Origin of the sequence: Cytobacillus eiseniae (assembly GCF_017874625.1) — a bacterium.
GTDB lineage: Bacteria > Bacillota > Bacilli > Bacillales > Cytobacillaceae > Cytobacillus > Cytobacillus eiseniae.
On record NZ_JAGIKZ010000012.1, the window covers coordinates 34,126 to 52,851 of the forward strand.

Below are 18,726 nucleotides of genomic sequence, written 5' to 3' on the forward strand. Positions count from 1 at the left end.
AGTAGCTCAAACTCAATTTAGCAAAAAGAGAAGCAATTTACGCAAAACTATGCAGCCTTGAAGATTGAATGACTGTTCTTGCAAAAGAAATACTCTTCTCTTCCATCGACTGATCATCCTCTAGCCAACAATCAACCTTTAATCCCTCTGCAATGATTTCACATCCTTGATTCTTTAAAGAATCCTCCAAAATATCAACCGCTCTTGCAAACTGTGCATAGGTGGAATCCCCAGGTCCAAAAGCGGCAGCCAGTTTCCCTGTTAAATCAGTGTGAATTAATTCCTCATAGAAGCCAATTATTTCATCGGATAGCTCCCCATCTCCCCATGTATGGCTGCCCATAAGGAGACGATCATAAGATTTTAATTCCTCCGCATAAGCTTCTATTGCATCTTTAATAACTACCTTATCCCCTTCCTTCATTAACTCATTGGCAATAGTACGGGCCATTCGCTCTGTCGTACCAGTCATACTCGCGTAAACTATAATTGTATTCATCTTTTCACGCTCCCTTATAAGTGAAGAATTATCTTTTTTCATTATTTTCACGTTACTAATAAAGTATAGGCGTGGATCTTCCTATATAAATTGATCTGTATCAATTTGCATTTAATTTCTAATTAAAAAGCAGCATCCTTGTTATATCAATGAATTCAAACTTTAGTATATAATAGCAATGGGATTTTCTATCTTTGCGATGCTGTATGCAAAAATATTATGTTAGGACTCACATTCCGCTATTTGCTATAATCATTGCACTTTCATGCTTTTATCGGACACACGTTCCGTTATTTATCTAAAACAGTGTCATTTTCACCTCATTTTTAGCAAATAGCGCACTCTGTGTCCGAAACCTCTCCGAATTGGCATGATTTAGAACAATAACGTACCCAGTGTCCACAAACGAAATCGTGTCATGCTAAAATATAAAGAACCGCATGGATTTTCACACTAAATCCATGCGGTTCTTTATAGCTATTGCTTTTTTTGCTGCTACTTTGAATGCTCTATCTGTTTTACCAGAACTACTTTATTAAACACCGCCACTATGTAGTAGAACTTGAAACATAAATGTGTATTAACCAAATCTTCCTGTAATATAATCTTCTGTTCGCTGGTCATTTGGCATTGAAAAAATTTTATCTGTTTGTTCATACTCAATCACTTCTCCATTTAGGAAAAAGGCTGTCTTGTCTGAAATACGTGCAGCCTGCTGCATATTATGTGTAACAATGACAATCGTAAAATCCTTCTTCATTTTCTCGATCAATTCTTCTACCTTTAATGTTGAAATGGGATCCAATGCTGAAGTTGGCTCATCCATAAGAATAATTTCTGGCTTCATAGCGATCGCACGGGCAATACAAATGCGTTGCTGCTGTCCGCCTGATAAGCCTAGTGCAGATGTTTTTAGCCGATCCTTTACTTCATCCCAAATAGCCGCCCCTCGCAAGCTTTCTTCTACAATTTTATCTAATTCCTTTTTATTTTTTAACCCTTGCATCCTTGGCCCATATGCCACATTATCATAAATACTCATTGGGAATAGATTGGCTTTTTGGAATACCATTCCTACTTTCGTTCTCAATTTGATTACATCATTCGTTTGATAGATATTTTCATTGTCGATCACAATGTCACCATTAATTTGGACGCTATCAATCAGATCATTCATGCGATTTAATGTACGTAAAAACGTTGATTTCCCACACCCAGAAGGCCCGATTAAAGCAGTCACTTCTTTTTCCTGAATATCCATTGATACGGAGAAAAGTGCCTGCTTTTCTCCATAAAACAAATTAAGATCCCTTACACTGATAATTGCCTTTTCTTCAGAATCTTGCTTTATAGGTGTTATTTTCCCTGTCCGTGCTTTATTCAATTTAGTCTCTATCGAATTCATGTTAGACACCTCAATTAATAATTTGCTTTATTTAGTTTTTTCGATATAAATGTGGCCAATAGGTTCAACACTAAAATAATAACAATTAATACAATCCCAACAGCAGAAGCAAGTTCAATATCACCTGACTCCTGTGTAACTAAGAAAGAGTGGACAGTTAAAGTTCTTGCTGATGAGAAGATCCCTTCTGGCATCGCTGCTACCGTACCTGCAGTTAAAAAGATTGCAGCTGATTCTCCAACAATCCTTCCGATAGAGAGAATGATTCCGGATAAAATCCCAGGCATCGCACTTGGTAAAATTACCTTATATAACGTTTGTAATTTCGTCGTTCCTAAAGCAAGAGAGCCTTCACGGTAAGTATTAGGAACTGTTTTTAACGATTCTTCTGTCGTTCGAATGATCACTGGCAATACAATAATCGTTAAAGTTAAGGAAGCTGAAATAATGGACATACCTAATTTCAATGTAGTTACAAAGAAAACCGCTCCAAATAATCCATAGATAATTGATGGAATCCCTGTTAAGCTTTCTGTTGCAAAACGAATCATTCTAACTAATCGACCTTGTTTTGCATACTCTTGCAAATATACAGCTGCGAAAATCCCGATCGGAGTAGCAATAATTAGAGAAATGATAATCGTATAAATCGTCGTAATGATCATCGGCCAAATCCCACCATGGCCTGTAGGCGAATAATCGCCAAAAATGAAGTCAAAGTTTATTAGACGATAGCCTTTCATAAAAATATATCCAACAATCGTCACAAGGATGGCAACGGTTAAGAATGCCGCAAACCAAAGGAATCCACGCAATATATTATCTTTTAGCGTTCTCAACTTATTTCTCACCCTTCGCACTAATTTTTGCTAAAACAAAGTTTAATATTAGAATAAATGAGAATAAAACAATCCCTGTTGCAAATAGCATGTTTTGGTGTGAACCAAATGCATAGCCCATCTCTAATGCAATATTCGTTGTTAACGGACGAAGACTATCGGTTAGGCTAGTCGGAATGATTAAACTATTTCCTGCTACTAATATAACCGCCATTGTTTCTCCAATTGCTCTTCCTACTCCTAAAACAATCGCAGCCATTACTCCTGATTTTGCCGCTGGAACAACCACTTTAAATATGGTTTCTATTTGAGAGGCTCCAAGCGCCAATGAACCTTCACGGTAGGTTTTCGGCACTGCGCGAATGGCAGTTTCGGCTACTGTCACAATTGTTGGAAGCATCATAATCGCCAACACAAGTATAACTGCCAATAAGCTTTGCCCTCTCGGTAAGTTTAAAACATTTTGTAAAAATGGAACGATAATCGCCAGTCCAAAAACCCCATAAAGGACAGAAGGAATCCCTGCTAGCAGCTGAACGGCTGGTGAAATGAACTTCGCTACTCTTTTTGGAGCAATTTCCGCTAAAAATATCGCGGTAAACAATCCAACTGGAACTCCAATAATTAAGGCACCGATTGTCGCATACACAGATGCAACAATCATAGGTAAGATTCCAAATTTCTCTTCGCTTGGCACCCAATCGACTCCCGTTAAAAAGTCAATAAAGCTATATCCATCTACAACAAATGGCAGAGAGCCTTTATAAAAAACAAAACCGACGATTAACAATAAACTGATAACCGAAATAAGTGCACAAAATTGGAACAGTTTTGATGATAAACCCTCTAATATGTACTTTTTTTTATTTGCATTTCCCATTTTTTCAGGTAGGGCTGACATTCAGCATTCCTCCAAGCTCGCATTTACAAATGATTATGTCTATTTGATAAAACTGTTATTTTACACGAATAGCCCCAACTTCTTCTACAATATCTTGACCTTCTGGGCTTAAAATATATTCGATGAACTGTTGTCCAGCGGTTGTTAAGTGATCTTCCTTATGCGCAAACAAGAATGGACGGGAAAGGCTATACTTTTGCTGTAATACATTTTCCGCCGTTGCTTTCACTCCACTAATATCGATCGTTGAAATGGAAGAATCAATATATTCAAATGAAATAAATCCAACAGCATGCTTATTCATCGCAACCGTCGTTTTTATATTCCCATTTCCACTTGCAATAATCGCATTTCGAATTAATTCGCCGGAAGAATAACCTACAATCTCTTGAAAGGCTTCACGTGAGCCTGATCCATCCTCACGGGAAACAACGACGATTTCCAAATTTTCTCCACCAAGTTCTTTCCAGTTCGAAACCTCTCCTGTAAAAATTTGCTTCACTTGATCCATCGTCAGATTCTTCACTTTATTTGCAGGGTGAGTGACAACAACAATTCCGTCGTACGCAATGATTGTCTCAACAAGACCGCTTGCTTTTTCTTCTTCTTTCAAATCACGGGATGACATGCCAATCTCTGACACACCACTTGTAGCATTCGTAATTCCAGCTGATGAACCGATCTGATTGATTTCTATCTTCACATCATTTGTATCCATGTATTTGTCAGCAATTTTTTCTGCCAATGGCCCTACTGATGTCGATCCTGAAATCGAAATTCTATTCGTACGATCATTTGATGAATCCGTTTTATTATTACTATTGTTGCATGCTGATAGGGCACTTACTGTGAATAGCACCAATAATCCAATTGCCGTCTTTCTAATAAAAGTCATTACTAAACCCCCAAGATGATCGATTGGTTACTTCTATTCCAAATGTAAAGAATACACTTTGTACGTAAATTCTTAATGAATGTTTTGTAAAAGTTTTGTAAAGTTTGAGGTGAAGTATATTGTTCATTCTTAGCTTTCTAATAAAACATCAAAAACATTACAATTAAATATTTTTCATTCAGAAAAAAGCAAAAAACCACTTCCTTTCTTTTTAGGAAGTGGTCAAGCTGAATATTCTTATTACAGCTCCGTTGATGTTTCAGATGACTTAGGATTTTTCACTGGTGTTAGAAAGGTAATTACAAGTGCAATTATCGCTAATATCATCATGAAGTAGTATGAATCACTGGAAGCAAAAATGGATGCCCATTCCTTTATTCCTTCACTCACACCTTGATTGGCTAAATCACCTGCATAATTTGTAGCTCTTGATGTATATATAGTGACGACAACTGCTGTGCCAATGGCCCCTGCAATTTGACGAACCGTATTATTTACGGCTGTGCCATGTGTAACAAGTTCCTTCGATAACGCATTTAAACCTGCTGTATTCAGTGGCATCGTAATAAAGCTTAAACCGATACGCAAGAAAATCGTACGAATCATTAAAAATGAAAATGTGGTTGTTTCAGTTAAGTCTGTTACGACCCACATGGAAGGAATAACAAAAAGCAAACCAATAATGAATAATGGCTTCGCACCGAATCGGTCGTACATTTTCCCAGTAACAGGAGATAGAATCGCGTTAATAATCGCTCCCGGTAATAATAATAATCCTGCATCAAATGCAGTAAAGCCCCGGCCATCTTGTAAATAAATCGGCAGTAAAATCATATCGGCATATAACATCATCGTTATGATAATGTTAATGAACGATGTCATTGTAAATGTTTTGTTTTGAAATACACGTACATTTAAGAACGGATCACTTGCGCGTAATTGACGTATCGTAAATAATACTAATACTAAAACACCTGCAATAATCGTTGTTAATACAAGCACATCATCCCAGCCGTGACCGCCAGCATTACTGAATCCATATAGTACGAGTCCGAAACCTAATGTTGATTGAATGACGCTTCGTACATCCAATTCTGCCTTCGATCCTTCAGATACGTTAATTAAATATTTGAATGCTAATAGGATAACGATTCCAACGAGTGGAATTAAACCGATAAACAACCAGCGCCATGATGCATATTCAATAACAAAGCCAGATAACGTTGGTGCGATCGCTGGAGCAAAAATCATCGCAAGCCCTATCAGGCCCATGGCACTGCCTCTTTTTTCAGGCGGGTAAATAAACATAACGATACTCATCATGAGTGGCATTATAATCCCAGCACCCGCAGCTTGAATCATACGTCCTATTAATAAAATCGTAAAATTCATTGAAATTGCACAAATAATTGAACCAACTAATAATAATAACATCGAGCTAATAAATAATTGCCGTGTAGAAAAACGCTTCATTAAATATGCCGTAACGGGAATTAATACACCATTAACGAGCATGAATCCTGTTGCTAACCATTGAACGGTTGTCGCACCAACATCAAACACTTCCATGAATTTACTTAAAGCAACATTTAGAAGTGTTTGGTTTAATATCGATAAAAAACCACCAAGGAGCAACACAAATACTAATACTTTCTTATTTATTTGTTGCGCCATAGAAACGTAAGACCTCCCATTTACTTTATCAACACAATGACGATAAAATGAATTGTAACAACATTTTTATGAAGAAACCACCAACATATTTTAATAAACCGTTAACTATACAACATCTCCCTAAAAAATGTCGCAAAAGTGGTTGTTTAATAGATAAAGGAGAAATAAAAAATGTCTATAAAAAAAGAAGATCCACGTGCCATTCGCTCCAAACGTTTATTAAAGGAAGCTGTTAAATCATTATTAATGGAGTCTCAAAGTTTACAAGAACTAACGGTTCAGAAAGTAACGGCTAAGGCCGAATTAAATCGTGCTACATTCTACTTGCATTATTTAGATATGCGAGATTTATTGAGGCATGTAGTATATGATCTTATCGATGATCTAACTGAAAAATTATCCCCATTACTGCAGGAAGAAAGAGTTAATTTAGATGAACAGCTGCTAACCTTTTTGGATTATTTTTATCAACACCGAAGATACTTATCTGTGTTATTTGAGGAAAGAGCATTCCAAATGAAGCTTCATCATTTTATTGTGGATTTCATTCAAGCTAGAAGAGATCTGCGAAAAGTAGCAAGCGAAGATGCTGTTTCAAAAGATATTATTGCCTCCTCCATTCTAGGTATTTTAATGTGGTGGATTCGCGATGGAAAACATTATAGCTCTGAATATATTGCAGGACAAATGTCGATATGGATGACGAAGAGACATTAGATTAGTCAGAATAGCTTTCAAACTTGTTTGGAGAGATCAAGAAAAGAAGCCTGCCTATTGGCAAGCTTCAATCACTTAGTAGCCTCTATTAATCATCATAACGATCATCGTCATCATCAAACTTTTCCATATCTTTTTCTAAGATTTGTCCAGTTCTTGCATCGATTTCATATTCTACTTCATGTGTCGCTGTATGGATTTCAATTTCATATTCGCCATCGTCATAGTCTGCATCTACTACCTTGCCAGGCGTTTCCTTTGTCGCAATGGCAATTGCTTCATTTTTTGTTAGCTTTTTCGTAAGATCGTTTTTCTTGATGGAAATAGGAGCATCTTTGCTTTCATTTTTGTCATCACCTTGATCCACTTTGATGACTTCCCCAGATTTCGCATCAATATCAATGTCAATATCATCATGGCCATTTAGATCCTGAACTTCCACTTCATATTTAAGCTGGCCATTATCATTCTCAAGTTCAACACTTTCAATAATCCCTTTTACTTCATTTAATGCTTTTTCTTCTGCTTTCTTTACCGTCATTAGGTTATTCCCTGACCCTTGAGTGGAATCTGTTAATGCGCCTACTCCAATCGCTCCACCTAATAAAATGAAACCAGCTACTCCGGCAATCAGTACATTTCGTTTTTTCATTTTGCTGTACCTCCTTTTTTAGTATATCTATACTATAGACAACTAAAATGAGGGTTTCTTAATAGCAAAATGAGAAATTGATGAGAAAATAGAAAGATGTCTTTCATTTTTACAAATGCTAATCGTCCCAAACGATTGACATGATCTCACCAGAAACCGCATTAATTTGTATCGTAGCCTCATCCTCATTATCTTCCCGTTCAATATCTACTAAATAATAAGTGATTCCTCCTTGGCTTTCTAGCTCCACATCATCTACTTCTCCATTTAACTCCTTGAGAGCGATCGCTATTGCTTCCTTCTCAGTTAGTAGCTTCGGTTTTTCAGCAGCAGTTGAATCTTTTTTTTCTTGCTTAGATTCTGATTCCCCCGAAGGATCTTTCTCCTTCGGCTTCTCCACTGAAGAGTCGTTAGGGAGAGTAGATGATGAATCATCGTGAGGCTCTTTCTTCACCTTTTCGTTGCTCACAAGGTCTGTTGTTGTCTGTGTCAGCTTGCCAATATCTCCAGAATGGCGGTCAATCTCAATATCATACGTACCAGTTTCCAATTGTATCGTAATCAAATATAAATTTTCGCCTTCCTTTACCTCTACAATCTGACCGCTATAAAGTTCCTTTACCTTACTAGTAGCTTGTTCAGCGGTAAGAGGCTCTGCCGAAGTCATCTTGTTCGATACTTGCCAAACACCAAACATGATTGCCAAAAGGATAACTGCGCCAATCACAAATTTCTTTTTATTCAAACCGCCCACTTTTCTCACTCCATATCATTTTTATAAAATTGTACACGATGAAAATGAGAATTTAATGAGAACTAGGTGCAGGAAAATTAATTTTTACCGTTGTGCCAAGTCCTTCTATGCTATCTAAAGTAATTGTAACACCAAGTACATCTGCAATTTCTTTTGCTAAAGATAATCCTAAACCGAAGCCGCCTGTTTTTCTTGAACGGGCTTTATCCACTCGGTAAAAACGATCGAATACTTTTTCTAAATCAGCAGCCGGGATCCCAATGCCGCGGTCCACTATTTCAACGATGGCTCCTTGGTCATTCCTTGTTATTCTCACAGTAATTATTTCTTCACTATATTTCCTCGCATTGTCCATAAAAATGAAAAACAACTGTTTAAATTTTTGAAGGTCCCCTTTAATAATTATTTCAGCCTCTTGCTTATATTCAATGTCACGATTATAAGCTTTCTGAAAGGAACGTATTGACTCATCGACGATTTGATTTAAATGCAGCTCCTTCACATCGAGCAACCATTTATCTTCATTACGGGCAAGCAGCAACAATTGCTCGGTCAAATCCTTCATTCGAATAGCTTCTGAATGAATGGCCTGAACGGATTCATCAAATAATTCTGGTTGATCTTTCCCTCTTCTTTTTAACAATGAAGCATATGACTCGATTACTGTTAGTGGGGTTTTTAATTCATGAGACGCATTTGAAATAAACTGTCCTTGTTTTTCATAATTCACTTCTAAAAGTTCGATCATATTATTAAACCCTTCACCCATTAGATAAAGTTCGTCTTTTGACTTTTTTGGCAAGGGAATTCGTTTGAATTGGCCACTTCCCTTGATATCCTTCATCGTTGAAATCATGGATGAAATCGGTCTAGTAATAAAGTTACTTAGTAGCCAGGAAGAAATCAAGACGGGGATCATTGCCAAAATCGTACCAATCACAAGAACAATTCGGAGGCGATTTAGCATTTCATCTGTTGAATTCAGATTTTCCGTTACTTGTAATTCCACAACCGCCCCCTCACGAGAAATCATTGGAATGGTTACAAAAGCATACGGAAGATTGTTGTATTCAATAATGCTTTGCACTTCCTTTTGTTGATAAGTAAAGGCTAATTCGTCCCGAAGCATCGTTTGACCCGATGCTGTCACAGTTGCTTCTGCTTTTCCTGTCTCTTGAACAATCCGCAACATCCCATTGATTGGAACATATGCCCGTAAAATATCCTCAAGTGGTACGGAAGCATCGACCGTTTGAATGCCGTTAATTGCTTGTTTCGCTTCTGCAATCGCGCGTTCTAATTCACTATTCATCATCACTCTACTAAAAGAGAGATAAATAGAAAAATTAATTAAAATGAGTAAGCAAATGAATAAAACGGATGTATACAAATTTATTTTATTTCGCAGCTTCATTTTGACTCCTTCAGCACATAGCCGACTCCTCTAACTGTATGAATCAATGGCGAATGAAAGGGCTTATCAATTTTATTACGCAAGTAACGAATATAAACATCAATTACATTTGTGTCGCCATAGTAATCGTATCCCCATACATGATTTAATAATTGTTCTCGTCTTAACACTTGTCGAGAATGGCTCATTAAAAATGCCAGTAAATCAAACTCTCGTGGCGTCAGTTCGATGCTCATTTCACCTCGCAGAACTTCTCTCGTCACTTCATTTAACTTTAAATCACCGACAATAATCCAGTCCTGATTAAATTCCCCTACAACAGACTGCTTATGAACGCGCATGCTAGCACGGATGCGCGCAAGCAGCTCTTCAATTTGAAACGGCTTAGTCATATAATCATTCGCACCAAGATCGAGGCCAGACACTTTATCCTCAACAGAATCTTTAGCTGTCAACATAATTACAATCGTATGTGGATCATTTGAACGAATTCGCCGCAACACTTCAATCCCGCTAATCCCTGGTAACATCACATCAAGTAAAATCAAATCCCAAGATTCCTTTTGATACAACCGAAAACCTTCCAAACCATCCAGAGCCTTTTGGACCTCATACCCTTCATAAGTCAATTCAAGCTCTAAAACACGGGCAATCTTTTCCTCATCTTCAATGATTAAAATTTTTGGCTTATCCATGTTAACCTCACAATTTCATCAAATTATACATCTTCTTTTTAACATATTCATCATCATACATTCAACGAGACAACATGATATGCCTTCAAACACCTTTAAAAAGAATGGCTATTTTTGCAAACATTGTTACATATTAAGATAAAGTTGGTAAAAGTTGATTTCCGCTCCAGCTTGCTCCCTTTCCGCGGGGTAGGCGCTGAGCCTCCTCGGAGCAATCGCTACTGTGGAGTCTCAGCTGTCCTACACATCCCGCAGGAGTCTCGCACCTTCCGCTCCAATCAACCGACCTAGTTGGTAAAGCATTCATTCTAACAATTGATTTAAAAACAACAATCTTTAAGAAAACAGCCAAAAGAGTAAAACAAAAAAACTTCCCACAAGTTTACTCAACCTATGGGAAGCTTCTATTCTATTCTATTCTATTCATTTTATTTTCCTTCACCCATTTGATCTGCTTCAAGACGATGTTCGCAAAGATCAAAGAGCGCAACAATAAATGTTTCTATATCAGTAGAAGACTTTGGAATGGGGATTTGGCGAATGGCCTCGGCCAAAGTTTTTTGTAAAATAATCTTTTCGTTCTTGGTTCTTCCCATCTCGCTTTGCTGGACTATATTTCCAAACGATGTGCGGGTTGCCATCAATCATTTCTATATTCTTCAATTCTGCCATCGCTTTTTTATTTTGCGAATAGATAACTAAATAATAGTTTTCCCCTGTATGTATGAAAGTAAAGAGATAGCTGCTATTATTCTCCCGCTTTGTCACTTCAAAACCAGCGATAGCTTCTTTTCCCTTTTGAAAACCTGGCAGGAAGTTTTTAACGGTTGTATCTAATTTTTTTACGTTAAATAAAGAGAGATTTGCTTGTTCCAGCTCATTTGATAAGAAAACAACTTGTTCTTTTTCCAACTTTCATTTCCCCTTTCATTGATATAATCATTATACCACTAAAGGATTATAGACACTTTACTATCAAAATTGTTTATGAAAGGTGGAATACAATAATTCATTTATTTCCTTAACTTTTTCGGTGGACATTTTGTTGATTTTACGATCATATGTGAGTAAACCATTCATCTCATCTTCCACATCACTAAGTTGTGTATAAATTAATACAGAAAGTCCATTCTTTATTTGTGGAACCACTTGCTGCTGATAAAGATCCGTGTACGCCTCTTCCAGTTTCATTTCTGTGTCGTATTTTTTGTAGCCAAAAATAGATTCATCATGGAATCGATGCCCTTTAATCGGTAAACTATACCCGCCGAACTCCGTTAAAGCACTGATGCGTTTTCCCCCATGCTTTCGCCTAAACCTTAGCTTTGTAAAATACGTATGTCTGCTATAGTAATCGCCAACATATTGATCAGACCACCCACTCGCATGATCTATTAATCTCGTATGATCAAAATTTCTTACCATTTTTTCCACCTTCACTGCATCAAATTGCCCCCACGCTTCATTGAAAGGTACCCAAGTAACGATGGATGTAACTGATTGTAAATGTACAAGCATTTCTTCAAGTTCAGTAAGAAATTGATTTCTCCCGGTTTCGTTTTTCCTGCCAAATAATTTGTATCGATGATCCTTTAGGTGCACACCTAGATTCGCCAATAACCCGTGAAAAATAATATCCTTCCGTTCGCTGCCATTAATCATATCCTGCCAGACTAGCATACCTAGCCGATCACAATGATAGTACCATCTTAATGGCTCAATCTTAATATGTTTACGAAGCATATTAAATCCCATTTCCTTCATTTTCTCAATATCATATATCATCGCTTCATCAGATGGCGGCGTTAATAATCCATCAGGATAATATCCTTGATCTAAAACACCTGATTGAAAATAAGGTTGATGATTAAGATAGAAACGAAAGATTCCATGCTCATCCTTTTTCCTTTCGATATGACGCATGCCAATATAGCTTTCGATTATATCCTCATGGTAAATTAGCTTGATTTGATAAAGATTAGGCGTCTCTGGTGTCCATGGATAGAGATGCTGAACGGAAATAATGATCTCATCCCCTTCAGACTCAGTGGTTCCTTCTAGTTCATTTCCAAAATACACTTCAGCCTTAACGAGTCCAGTGCCTGCTTTTTGCAGTTCGATTTTCACTTTTTTCTCATCAAATAATGAAGTCAGCTTTAATGCTTGGATATAATTACTTGGCACACTCTCTATCCATACAGTTTGCCAGATTCCCGATTGCGGCGTATACCAGATGCCTCCTCTGTCTATTCGCTGTTTTCCTGTTTGATGATAGCTTGTATCTGTAACATCCTTTACTCGCAGTTTTACAGCAAACTGTGATCCAATCACATAATCGGTAATATCGAAATGAAAAGGAGTAAATCCACCGATATGCTTCCCTACATATTGGTCATTAATCCACAATTCACAGATTTGATCAACCGCTCCAAAATGAAGCAATATATGATCCTTCATAAAATCATTAGGTAAAACTACCTCTTTGTAATAAAACAAATAATCGTTTGGAGTAACTACACGCTGAACACCAGAAAGAACACTTTCTGGTGAAAAGGGAACAAGAATTTCCCCATCATAGCTATCAACTACCTCAGATTCACTAATAGCATAATCCCAATAACCATTAAGGTTCAAGTAACTGTCTCTTTTCATTTGTGGTCTTGGATATTCTTGTAACACATGATCTTGTTTCAAGTCTTCTCCCCACACTGTATAGAGCTGATTCATGCTTTCACCTACCATTTAAATCGCACCTTTTCAGCAAATCCAAATAGCTGATTCACCCCAATTTTTTTCTCTTGATCAATCACAACATAGCCGCTAAATAAACCAAAGACCTGGTGAGCATCCTGTCTAATTACACCTACATTTAAATCCGTACGATTATCGTAAATAGGTTCAAACTTCAAATCGATTGCTTGATCACTTGAGGTAAAATGCCAAGTATTTAAATAGCTTGAAGCAGGAATGCCAAAATCAACATCATTCAGTTTATATGCTTTCCCTTGATAAAAAACCATATTTTCAGTCGCCTTGCTCGTATCTCCAAAACCATATCCCAGATTAAAGCCAAATAACGAACCATCTGCTAGTTTCGTTGAAGCCGAGCTCCAATACCAAGTATTATCATAGGTCCAAACGCCTCTTCCCCAATCCAATACGCCCATCATGTGATCCAAGTTATACTGTGTCTCGCCTATTTTCAACCTGCCTGCCGCTTCAAGATTATTCACCTTTTGATTGTAGTAGAAAGCTTTTTCATTTTCTTTAAATGGCGTTGCGATCACCATTGAATCCTGATTCTGGTAAAACAAGTTCACATCTAGCTCAAACGCACGACTCCCATCAAAATTTGGTATTTTACAATAAAGCCTTTTATGCGTGTCAAATGATTGAATATGGATAGATACCTTTTGATTTTGATAGATTATATCTCCCTTTTCACTATGAGTAGGCAAATTCATTTTTCCCTTTGTAAGAGGAATAATCTTTGAAAAATCAAGCTTTTTCTGTTGAACAAAATCAAAAAACTGAGCACCAGCCAATCCCATATACGAGTTATCAGCAACCGTTAATGATACGGCAAAATCCTTATTCCCTATTAAATAATAATCCCACTCTTTTATTCTCCACTTAGACGCCTTGACCATCTCTCGGTTATAGCGAAGGACTAGATCCTTTGCATATCCCGCTTGATTCACTCGCCCTTTTTGATCAAGCAAGTCCCCTTCTTTTGTTATTTCAAATTGTTTCATCATCTTTATTCATCCTTTTCAAAATCAAAAATATCGGGATTAATGCTAGCAATCCTATAATTGCCCCTCCCAAATAGATTTCAGGCGTGGGAACCAATTGGCTTATTCCAAACTCATCCGTATAAGTAAATTGACTATTTTTAATGATTGTTGATCCTATAAATGGACCAATCACCATTGGAATCATAATAAAAAAGATCATCCGTATCCCAGAAAACACGCCAATATGGGCAACAGGTAATAAGTCTCTAGCCATTGAATTTAAAATAACCATCGAAACTAAATAAGAACCCATCATGACTACTGCAAAAATAATTGTAAATATGTAAGTGAGTGTCATATGATCTGCACTCGTTCTTCCAAGGATGAATAAAGTGAACATCCCCAAAATATATAAAAGGACAGATAGCAATAGAAACTTCTTCTTTCCATATCGATCTACAAACTGTCCGCCAATAATACTGATAACGGAAGAGAGTATTAAGACGATACCTAATAAAATCGCATAGTCCGCAATCCCGATAAAGAACTCAAAGTAAATAATGAAATAGGGCAAAAATACTTGTTGGGCAATTCCTAAAAGACAAACTGTACCAAAAATAATGTATAACATCATATTGTTTTTAATAGTAGATAAGCGAAAGCCATATATTAAATCTTGGATGTAATGAGAGTCCTTCCTTTCAATCGGACGATCTTTAATTAGAAAAATACTAATAATACCTGCTGCAGTTACGGTAAGCCCAATAATCCAGAAAAATAACTTCCAGTTACCTTGCTGAGTAAATGAGTCTAATACACCGAATACAACTAGCATCCCCAATAATGGCATCGTGGCAAGCAGCCCCTCTGCTCTTCCACGATTTGCAGGTGTTGTTACGTCTGTAATCCATGCTTGGAAGGCTGCATCATTAGCAGTTGAACCAATATACGTCATTAAACAATCTAATAGAATAATAATGATCACTGTCGTTACGATTACATTGCTGCCTGGAAAAATAACAGCAACTGTCTCTTTTGAGATATAGCCAAAAGCAATAATGGAGATGCCCCAGATAATATAGCCAACGGACATAAAAACTTTTCTTTTCCCTACTTTATCCGATAACGCCCCCATTGTTAGTGTTGTAAGAGTTGCTACAACCGCACTAGCTGCAACCATAATCGCAATGGCATCAGGATTGTAAGTGACTGTTTTATAAATATATAGATTTAAATACATGTTTTCTACAGTCCAAGCGATCTGTCCGATTAAACCAAAAACAATAAATATTAGCCAATTCCGAGGAGATATTTTATTCATATAGGTATAATCCTTTTCGTTCACTGTTTTCACATTATTTAAGGCCATATTATTCCCCTCCACCACCTTTGACGTTTATGTTTATGTCTGCTACTAACCTACTTGTGAGAACTATCCTATCGTTGTCTGTCCAACTTGTAAGTTTTGAATGATTATTTTAATTTTTCTAACAATTTAAAAGTATTATAACATAGTTTTTACAGGAGTTTAATATATTAATTAAATTAATTTATAAAGTATATGCTATAATTAATTACATATATTACTCATTGAATGATCGGAGGATTTTCTATGCAACGTGGAACATTTCAATTGATGAAATCCGTTAACAAGTCCATTGTATTAAATAAAATACGGACATCTGAACCTATCTCACGCGCACAGATTGCTAAGGAAACAAGTCTCACCCCTCCCACTGTCGGTAGTATTGTCAAGGAACTTATCGAACAAGGACTGGTTAGGGAAAGTGAGCTTGGTCATTCAAGCGGCGGACGTAAACCTACCTTGCTACATATAAATACAAATTCTTTATATGTTATCGGGGTTGATGTCGGTCCAGAAAAAGTGGACTGTATACTGACAGACTTAACTGGTGAAGTTTTCGAGAGAACTTCATATTTGCTGACAAGACCATTAACAAATGAACAGTTCCTTGCCATTTTAAAAGACAATATCTATAACTTAATAAAAGAATCTCAACTTGATGAGGAGCAAATGATTGGCATTGGTGTTGCTATGCACGGAGTTGTTGATGTTGAGTCTGGAACATCATTAGTTGCACCAATTTTAAATTTAAGGAATGTTCCAATTAGAGAACAGTTGGAAAAGGAATTTAACTTAATGGTAAAGGTTGAAAATGATGCACGAGCTATGGCACTTGGCGAATCATGGTTTGGGGGGCTTGGTGATTTCGAAAGCACGGTTGCTGTTAATATCGGGCGGGGTGTAGGCGCTGGTATTGTGTTGAATGGAAAGCTGTACCATGGAGCACAAGGTATGGCAGGAGAATTTGGCCATATGACCATCGATATCAACGGAAAAACATGTGAATGTGGAAACCGCGGTTGCCTGCAAACCTTAGTAAGTGGAGAAGCCATTGCCGAACGTGGAAGAGAACAACTGAAAGACCATGTAGGGAAATTAACAGGCAAGGATATTTTTGAATTAGCCGAAAACGGGAACCCATTCTGCATAGACTTACTTAGGGATACAGGAAGGATTATTGGAATCGGATTAACGAATTTAATTCATCTTGTCAATCCAAGTATTATTGTATTAGGTGGAGGAGTTATGCTTAGCGAGAAATTCATCATGCCCGCTCTCCTTGAAGCGATTGATGAGAGAGTATTAACAAATGAAGCACAGCATACGAATGTCATAGTTACAAAATTAGGAAATGATGCTACTATATTAGGTGCTGTATCATTAATATTAATTGAATTATTTGAACCAATATTAATAGGCTGAACCTTATTCAAAAAGTGTTCAGCCTATTTTTTTATACTATTTAAGAAAAGGAAACTACTATTAGCTGCCGACATTTCCTTTTCATCAAAACATCCTCAATAATATTCGTTTCAATAACAAATGCGTTATTCCCTCCAATAGGTTTGAAATCGGTTATTTGCACAGTCTCTTTAGGAAAAGAATCTAATCTAAATATATTCATCACTTGATTCTAAATTTTGTCTGCCACGTCTATTAACTCCACATTCATAGCTTTTTCACTGAGCCCTGCACTTGCATCATAATCATCTGACCTTTGTCAATTCCTTCGCACCATCACCGATTGTGGCTGTATAGAAAGTTGGATCGTAGCCAACTTTTTTGCGATAGCTAGCTTGAATATGTTTCTTAAAGTCATTCACTTTGTCCTTTTTTACAATGGCAATTGCGCAACCGCCAAACCCGGCTCCGGTCATGCGTGCACCAATGACTCCTTCATGCGCCCAAGCAGCATGTACTACTGTATCCAGTTCAAGCCCTGTTACTTCATAATTATCTCTTAAGGAAAGATGTGATTCATTCATTAACTTTCCAAAAGCGAGAAGATCACCCTGATTTAGCTTCTCCAGTGCATTTAATGCACGTGCATTCTCGTAAACAGCATGCTTGGCTCTCTTTCTATTGATTTCACCTTGAATAAGATGCTTACGCTCCTCAAATTCTTCTGGCATTAAGTCACCTAAACTACTGATTGGGAGTTCCTTTTGTAAATCATTGAGCGCCTTCTCACATTGTGTACGACGCTCATTGTATTTAGATGCTGCTAATTTTCGTTCCTTATTCGTATGAATAATCATAACACAGTAGTCTTTCAAAACAATTGGGACATATTCGTATTCTAATGTTTGGCAGTTTAATAGAAGAGCGTGATCCTTTTTCCCCATCCCAATCACAAACGGATCCATAATCCCACTGTTCACACCGATATACTGATTCTCTACCTTTTGACAAAGCTGAATTAATGGAATTCGCTTGATTGGCAGATCAAATAATGAAAGTAAAGCAACGCCTGTCACTAATTCAATCGAAGCAGAAGAAGAAAGTCCCGCACCGTTAGGAATATTTCCATAATACAGGATATCCACACCCTTATTGATCCCTTCGGATGTTTCATTGATATAATGAACAATTCCCTTCGGATAATTCCCCCAATGATCAGATTCCTTCCATTCTAAACTAGATAAATCACACTCAATTATGCCTATTTCTGGAAAGTTCATAGAATAGAACCGTAATTTCTGATCGTCCCGTTTTCTTGCTAAAGCGTAAGTTCCATAAGAAATTGAGGCAGGAAATACATGTCCCCCATTGTAATCCGTATGTTCTCCTATTAGATTAATTCTTCCTGGGGCAAAAAAGATCCTTGGTATTTCTGTTATATGAAAAATCGTTTGAAATTGATAAATTAAATCGGCTGTTCTATTCATAGAGCCTCCAAATAGTAAATGTCATTTTCATTTTTAGAAGAAAGTATTTTAGAGATTATTTACTCGTCTTAATAAATTATTTTAATTAAGTTGTTGTAAGTTTACTATATTTCTTTCTTGGAGGCAATTTGATATGAAAGAATATAAAGTATAGGTGGATTCTTTTCGTGAACTAAAAAAGGAGTTCCTACAAGTTTGCTAAACTTATGGGAAGCCCTAAAAAATCTGCATTTGGAACCGTTCATATTCAAGGTCTTTCATCTTACGCTTCTATCAACCGAAGTCTGCCA

At 36.9% G+C, this 18,726-nt stretch carries 17 protein-coding genes; 2 read left to right on the top strand and 15 right to left on the bottom strand.

Translation table 11 applies throughout. From position 1 onward, the window contains the following. Positions 1–37: 37 nt before the first annotated feature. From J2Z40_RS11475 to J2Z40_RS11500, 6 genes are all read right to left on the bottom strand, one after another. Entirely contained in the window at positions 38–499 is a 462-nt protein-coding gene (locus J2Z40_RS11475) for a flavodoxin (protein ID WP_066400547.1), read from the bottom strand. Between the two features lie 580 nt (positions 500–1,079). Further along, the gene (gene pstB / locus J2Z40_RS11480) at positions 1,080–1,904 is read right to left on the bottom strand and encodes a phosphate ABC transporter ATP-binding protein PstB (RefSeq protein ID WP_083954060.1); all 825 of its coding nucleotides are present in this window, start codon (positions 1,902–1,904) and stop codon (positions 1,080–1,082) included. Between the two features lie 14 nt (positions 1,905–1,918). Then, entirely contained in the window at positions 1,919–2,743 is an 825-nt protein-coding gene (pstA, locus tag J2Z40_RS11485) for a phosphate ABC transporter permease PstA (RefSeq protein WP_066400546.1), read from the bottom strand. Between the two features lies 1 nt (position 2,744). Next, the gene (pstC, locus tag J2Z40_RS11490) at positions 2,745–3,644 is read right to left on the bottom strand and encodes a phosphate ABC transporter permease subunit PstC (protein WP_066400545.1); all 900 of its coding nucleotides are present in this window, start codon (positions 3,642–3,644) and stop codon (positions 2,745–2,747) included. Positions 3,645–3,699: 55 nt separating this feature from the next. After that, positions 3,700–4,539, bottom strand: a complete 840-nt coding sequence (locus tag J2Z40_RS11495; RefSeq protein ID WP_066400544.1) for a phosphate ABC transporter substrate-binding protein — start codon at positions 4,537–4,539, stop codon at positions 3,700–3,702. A 240-nt stretch (positions 4,540–4,779) separates the two neighbouring features. Beyond that, the gene (locus tag J2Z40_RS11500; RefSeq protein WP_066400541.1) at positions 4,780–6,213 is read right to left on the bottom strand and encodes a DHA2 family efflux MFS transporter permease subunit; all 1,434 of its coding nucleotides are present in this window, start codon (positions 6,211–6,213) and stop codon (positions 4,780–4,782) included. Positions 6,214–6,384: 171 nt separating this feature from the next. Here J2Z40_RS11500 and J2Z40_RS11505 point away from each other — a divergent pair, with 171 nt between their 5' ends. Then, on the top strand, positions 6,385–6,930 hold the full coding sequence (locus tag J2Z40_RS11505) for a TetR/AcrR family transcriptional regulator (protein WP_066400540.1): 546 nt from the start codon (positions 6,385–6,387) through the stop codon (positions 6,928–6,930). An 88-nt stretch (positions 6,931–7,018) separates the two neighbouring features. On the opposite strand, the gene J2Z40_RS11510 is transcribed toward J2Z40_RS11505, so the two are convergent. The 8 genes from J2Z40_RS11510 to J2Z40_RS11545 form a co-directional block, all read right to left on the bottom strand. Then, a complete protein-coding gene (locus J2Z40_RS11510) occupies positions 7,019–7,582 on the bottom strand; it encodes a PepSY domain-containing protein (RefSeq protein ID WP_066400539.1) in 564 nt (187 codons plus the stop codon). A gap of 118 nt (positions 7,583–7,700) precedes the next feature. After that, entirely contained in the window at positions 7,701–8,336 is a 636-nt protein-coding gene (locus tag J2Z40_RS11515; protein WP_083954059.1) for a PepSY domain-containing protein, read from the bottom strand. 52 nt (positions 8,337–8,388) lie between these two features. Then, positions 8,389–9,750, bottom strand: coding sequence for a sensor histidine kinase (locus J2Z40_RS11520; RefSeq protein WP_066400538.1), 1,362 nt, complete (start codon positions 9,748–9,750; stop codon positions 8,389–8,391). Continuing rightward, entirely contained in the window at positions 9,747–10,445 is a 699-nt protein-coding gene (locus J2Z40_RS11525) for a response regulator transcription factor (RefSeq protein ID WP_066400536.1), read from the bottom strand. The genes J2Z40_RS11520 and J2Z40_RS11525 overlap by 4 nt, the downstream gene beginning before the upstream one ends. 507 nt (positions 10,446–10,952) lie before the next feature. Beyond that, complete coding sequence (locus J2Z40_RS11530) at positions 10,953–11,357, bottom strand: hypothetical protein (RefSeq protein WP_066400534.1); 405 nt, start codon at positions 11,355–11,357, stop codon at positions 10,953–10,955. Between the two features lie 63 nt (positions 11,358–11,420). Beyond that, complete coding sequence (locus J2Z40_RS11535) at positions 11,421–13,187, bottom strand: glycoside hydrolase family 2 protein (protein WP_083954058.1); 1,767 nt, start codon at positions 13,185–13,187, stop codon at positions 11,421–11,423. Then, the gene (locus J2Z40_RS11540; RefSeq protein WP_083954057.1) at positions 13,181–14,203 is read right to left on the bottom strand and encodes a DUF2804 domain-containing protein; all 1,023 of its coding nucleotides are present in this window, start codon (positions 14,201–14,203) and stop codon (positions 13,181–13,183) included. The genes J2Z40_RS11535 and J2Z40_RS11540 overlap by 7 nt, the downstream gene beginning before the upstream one ends. Next, a complete protein-coding gene (locus J2Z40_RS11545; RefSeq protein WP_083954056.1) occupies positions 14,187–15,551 on the bottom strand; it encodes an MFS transporter in 1,365 nt (454 codons plus the stop codon). The genes J2Z40_RS11540 and J2Z40_RS11545 overlap by 17 nt, the downstream gene beginning before the upstream one ends. Positions 15,552–15,794: 243 nt before the next feature. Between J2Z40_RS11545 and J2Z40_RS11550 the strand changes: the two genes are divergently transcribed. Continuing rightward, positions 15,795–16,970: an ROK family transcriptional regulator gene (locus J2Z40_RS11550; RefSeq protein ID WP_066400533.1), complete on the top strand. Its 1,176-nt coding sequence runs from the start codon at positions 15,795–15,797 to the stop codon at positions 16,968–16,970. Between the two features lie 284 nt (positions 16,971–17,254). On the opposite strand, the gene J2Z40_RS11555 is transcribed toward J2Z40_RS11550, so the two are convergent. Continuing rightward, on the bottom strand, positions 17,255–18,436 hold the full coding sequence (locus tag J2Z40_RS11555; RefSeq protein WP_066400532.1) for a galactokinase: 1,182 nt from the start codon (positions 18,434–18,436) through the stop codon (positions 17,255–17,257). Positions 18,437–18,726 lie beyond the last annotated feature (290 nt).

Excerpts from the sequence above, each read along its gene's own strand:
- J2Z40_RS11510 (WP_066400539.1), bottom strand. The coding sequence starts at position 7,582 with ATGAAAAAACGAAATGTACTGATTGCCGGAGTAGCTGGTTTCATTTTA.
- J2Z40_RS11500 (WP_066400541.1), bottom strand. The coding sequence starts at position 6,213 with ATGGCGCAACAAATAAATAAGAAAGTATTAGTATTTGTGTTGCTCCTT.
- J2Z40_RS11540 (WP_083954057.1), bottom strand. The coding sequence starts at position 14,203 with ATGATGAAACAATTTGAAATAACAAAAGAAGGGGACTTGCTTGATCAA.
- J2Z40_RS11545 (WP_083954056.1), bottom strand. The coding sequence starts at position 15,551 with ATGGCCTTAAATAATGTGAAAACAGTGAACGAAAAGGATTATACCTAT.
- J2Z40_RS11535 (WP_083954058.1), bottom strand. The coding sequence starts at position 13,187 with ATGGTAGGTGAAAGCATGAATCAGCTCTATACAGTGTGGGGAGAAGAC.
- pstB (WP_083954060.1), bottom strand. The coding sequence starts at position 1,904 with ATGAATTCGATAGAGACTAAATTGAATAAAGCACGGACAGGGAAAATA.
- J2Z40_RS11520 (WP_066400538.1), bottom strand. The coding sequence starts at position 9,750 with ATGAAGCTGCGAAATAAAATAAATTTGTATACATCCGTTTTATTCATT.
- J2Z40_RS11505 (WP_066400540.1), top strand. The coding sequence starts at position 6,385 with ATGTCTATAAAAAAAGAAGATCCACGTGCCATTCGCTCCAAACGTTTA.
- J2Z40_RS11555 (WP_066400532.1), bottom strand. The coding sequence starts at position 18,436 with ATGAATAGAACAGCCGATTTAATTTATCAATTTCAAACGATTTTTCAT.
- J2Z40_RS11550 (WP_066400533.1), top strand. The coding sequence starts at position 15,795 with ATGCAACGTGGAACATTTCAATTGATGAAATCCGTTAACAAGTCCATT.
- J2Z40_RS11475 (WP_066400547.1), bottom strand. The coding sequence starts at position 499 with ATGAATACAATTATAGTTTACGCGAGTATGACTGGTACGACAGAGCGA.
- J2Z40_RS11495 (WP_066400544.1), bottom strand. The coding sequence starts at position 4,539 with ATGACTTTTATTAGAAAGACGGCAATTGGATTATTGGTGCTATTCACA.
- pstC (WP_066400545.1), bottom strand. The coding sequence starts at position 3,644 with ATGTCAGCCCTACCTGAAAAAATGGGAAATGCAAATAAAAAAAAGTAC.
- J2Z40_RS11525 (WP_066400536.1), bottom strand. The coding sequence starts at position 10,445 with ATGGATAAGCCAAAAATTTTAATCATTGAAGATGAGGAAAAGATTGCC.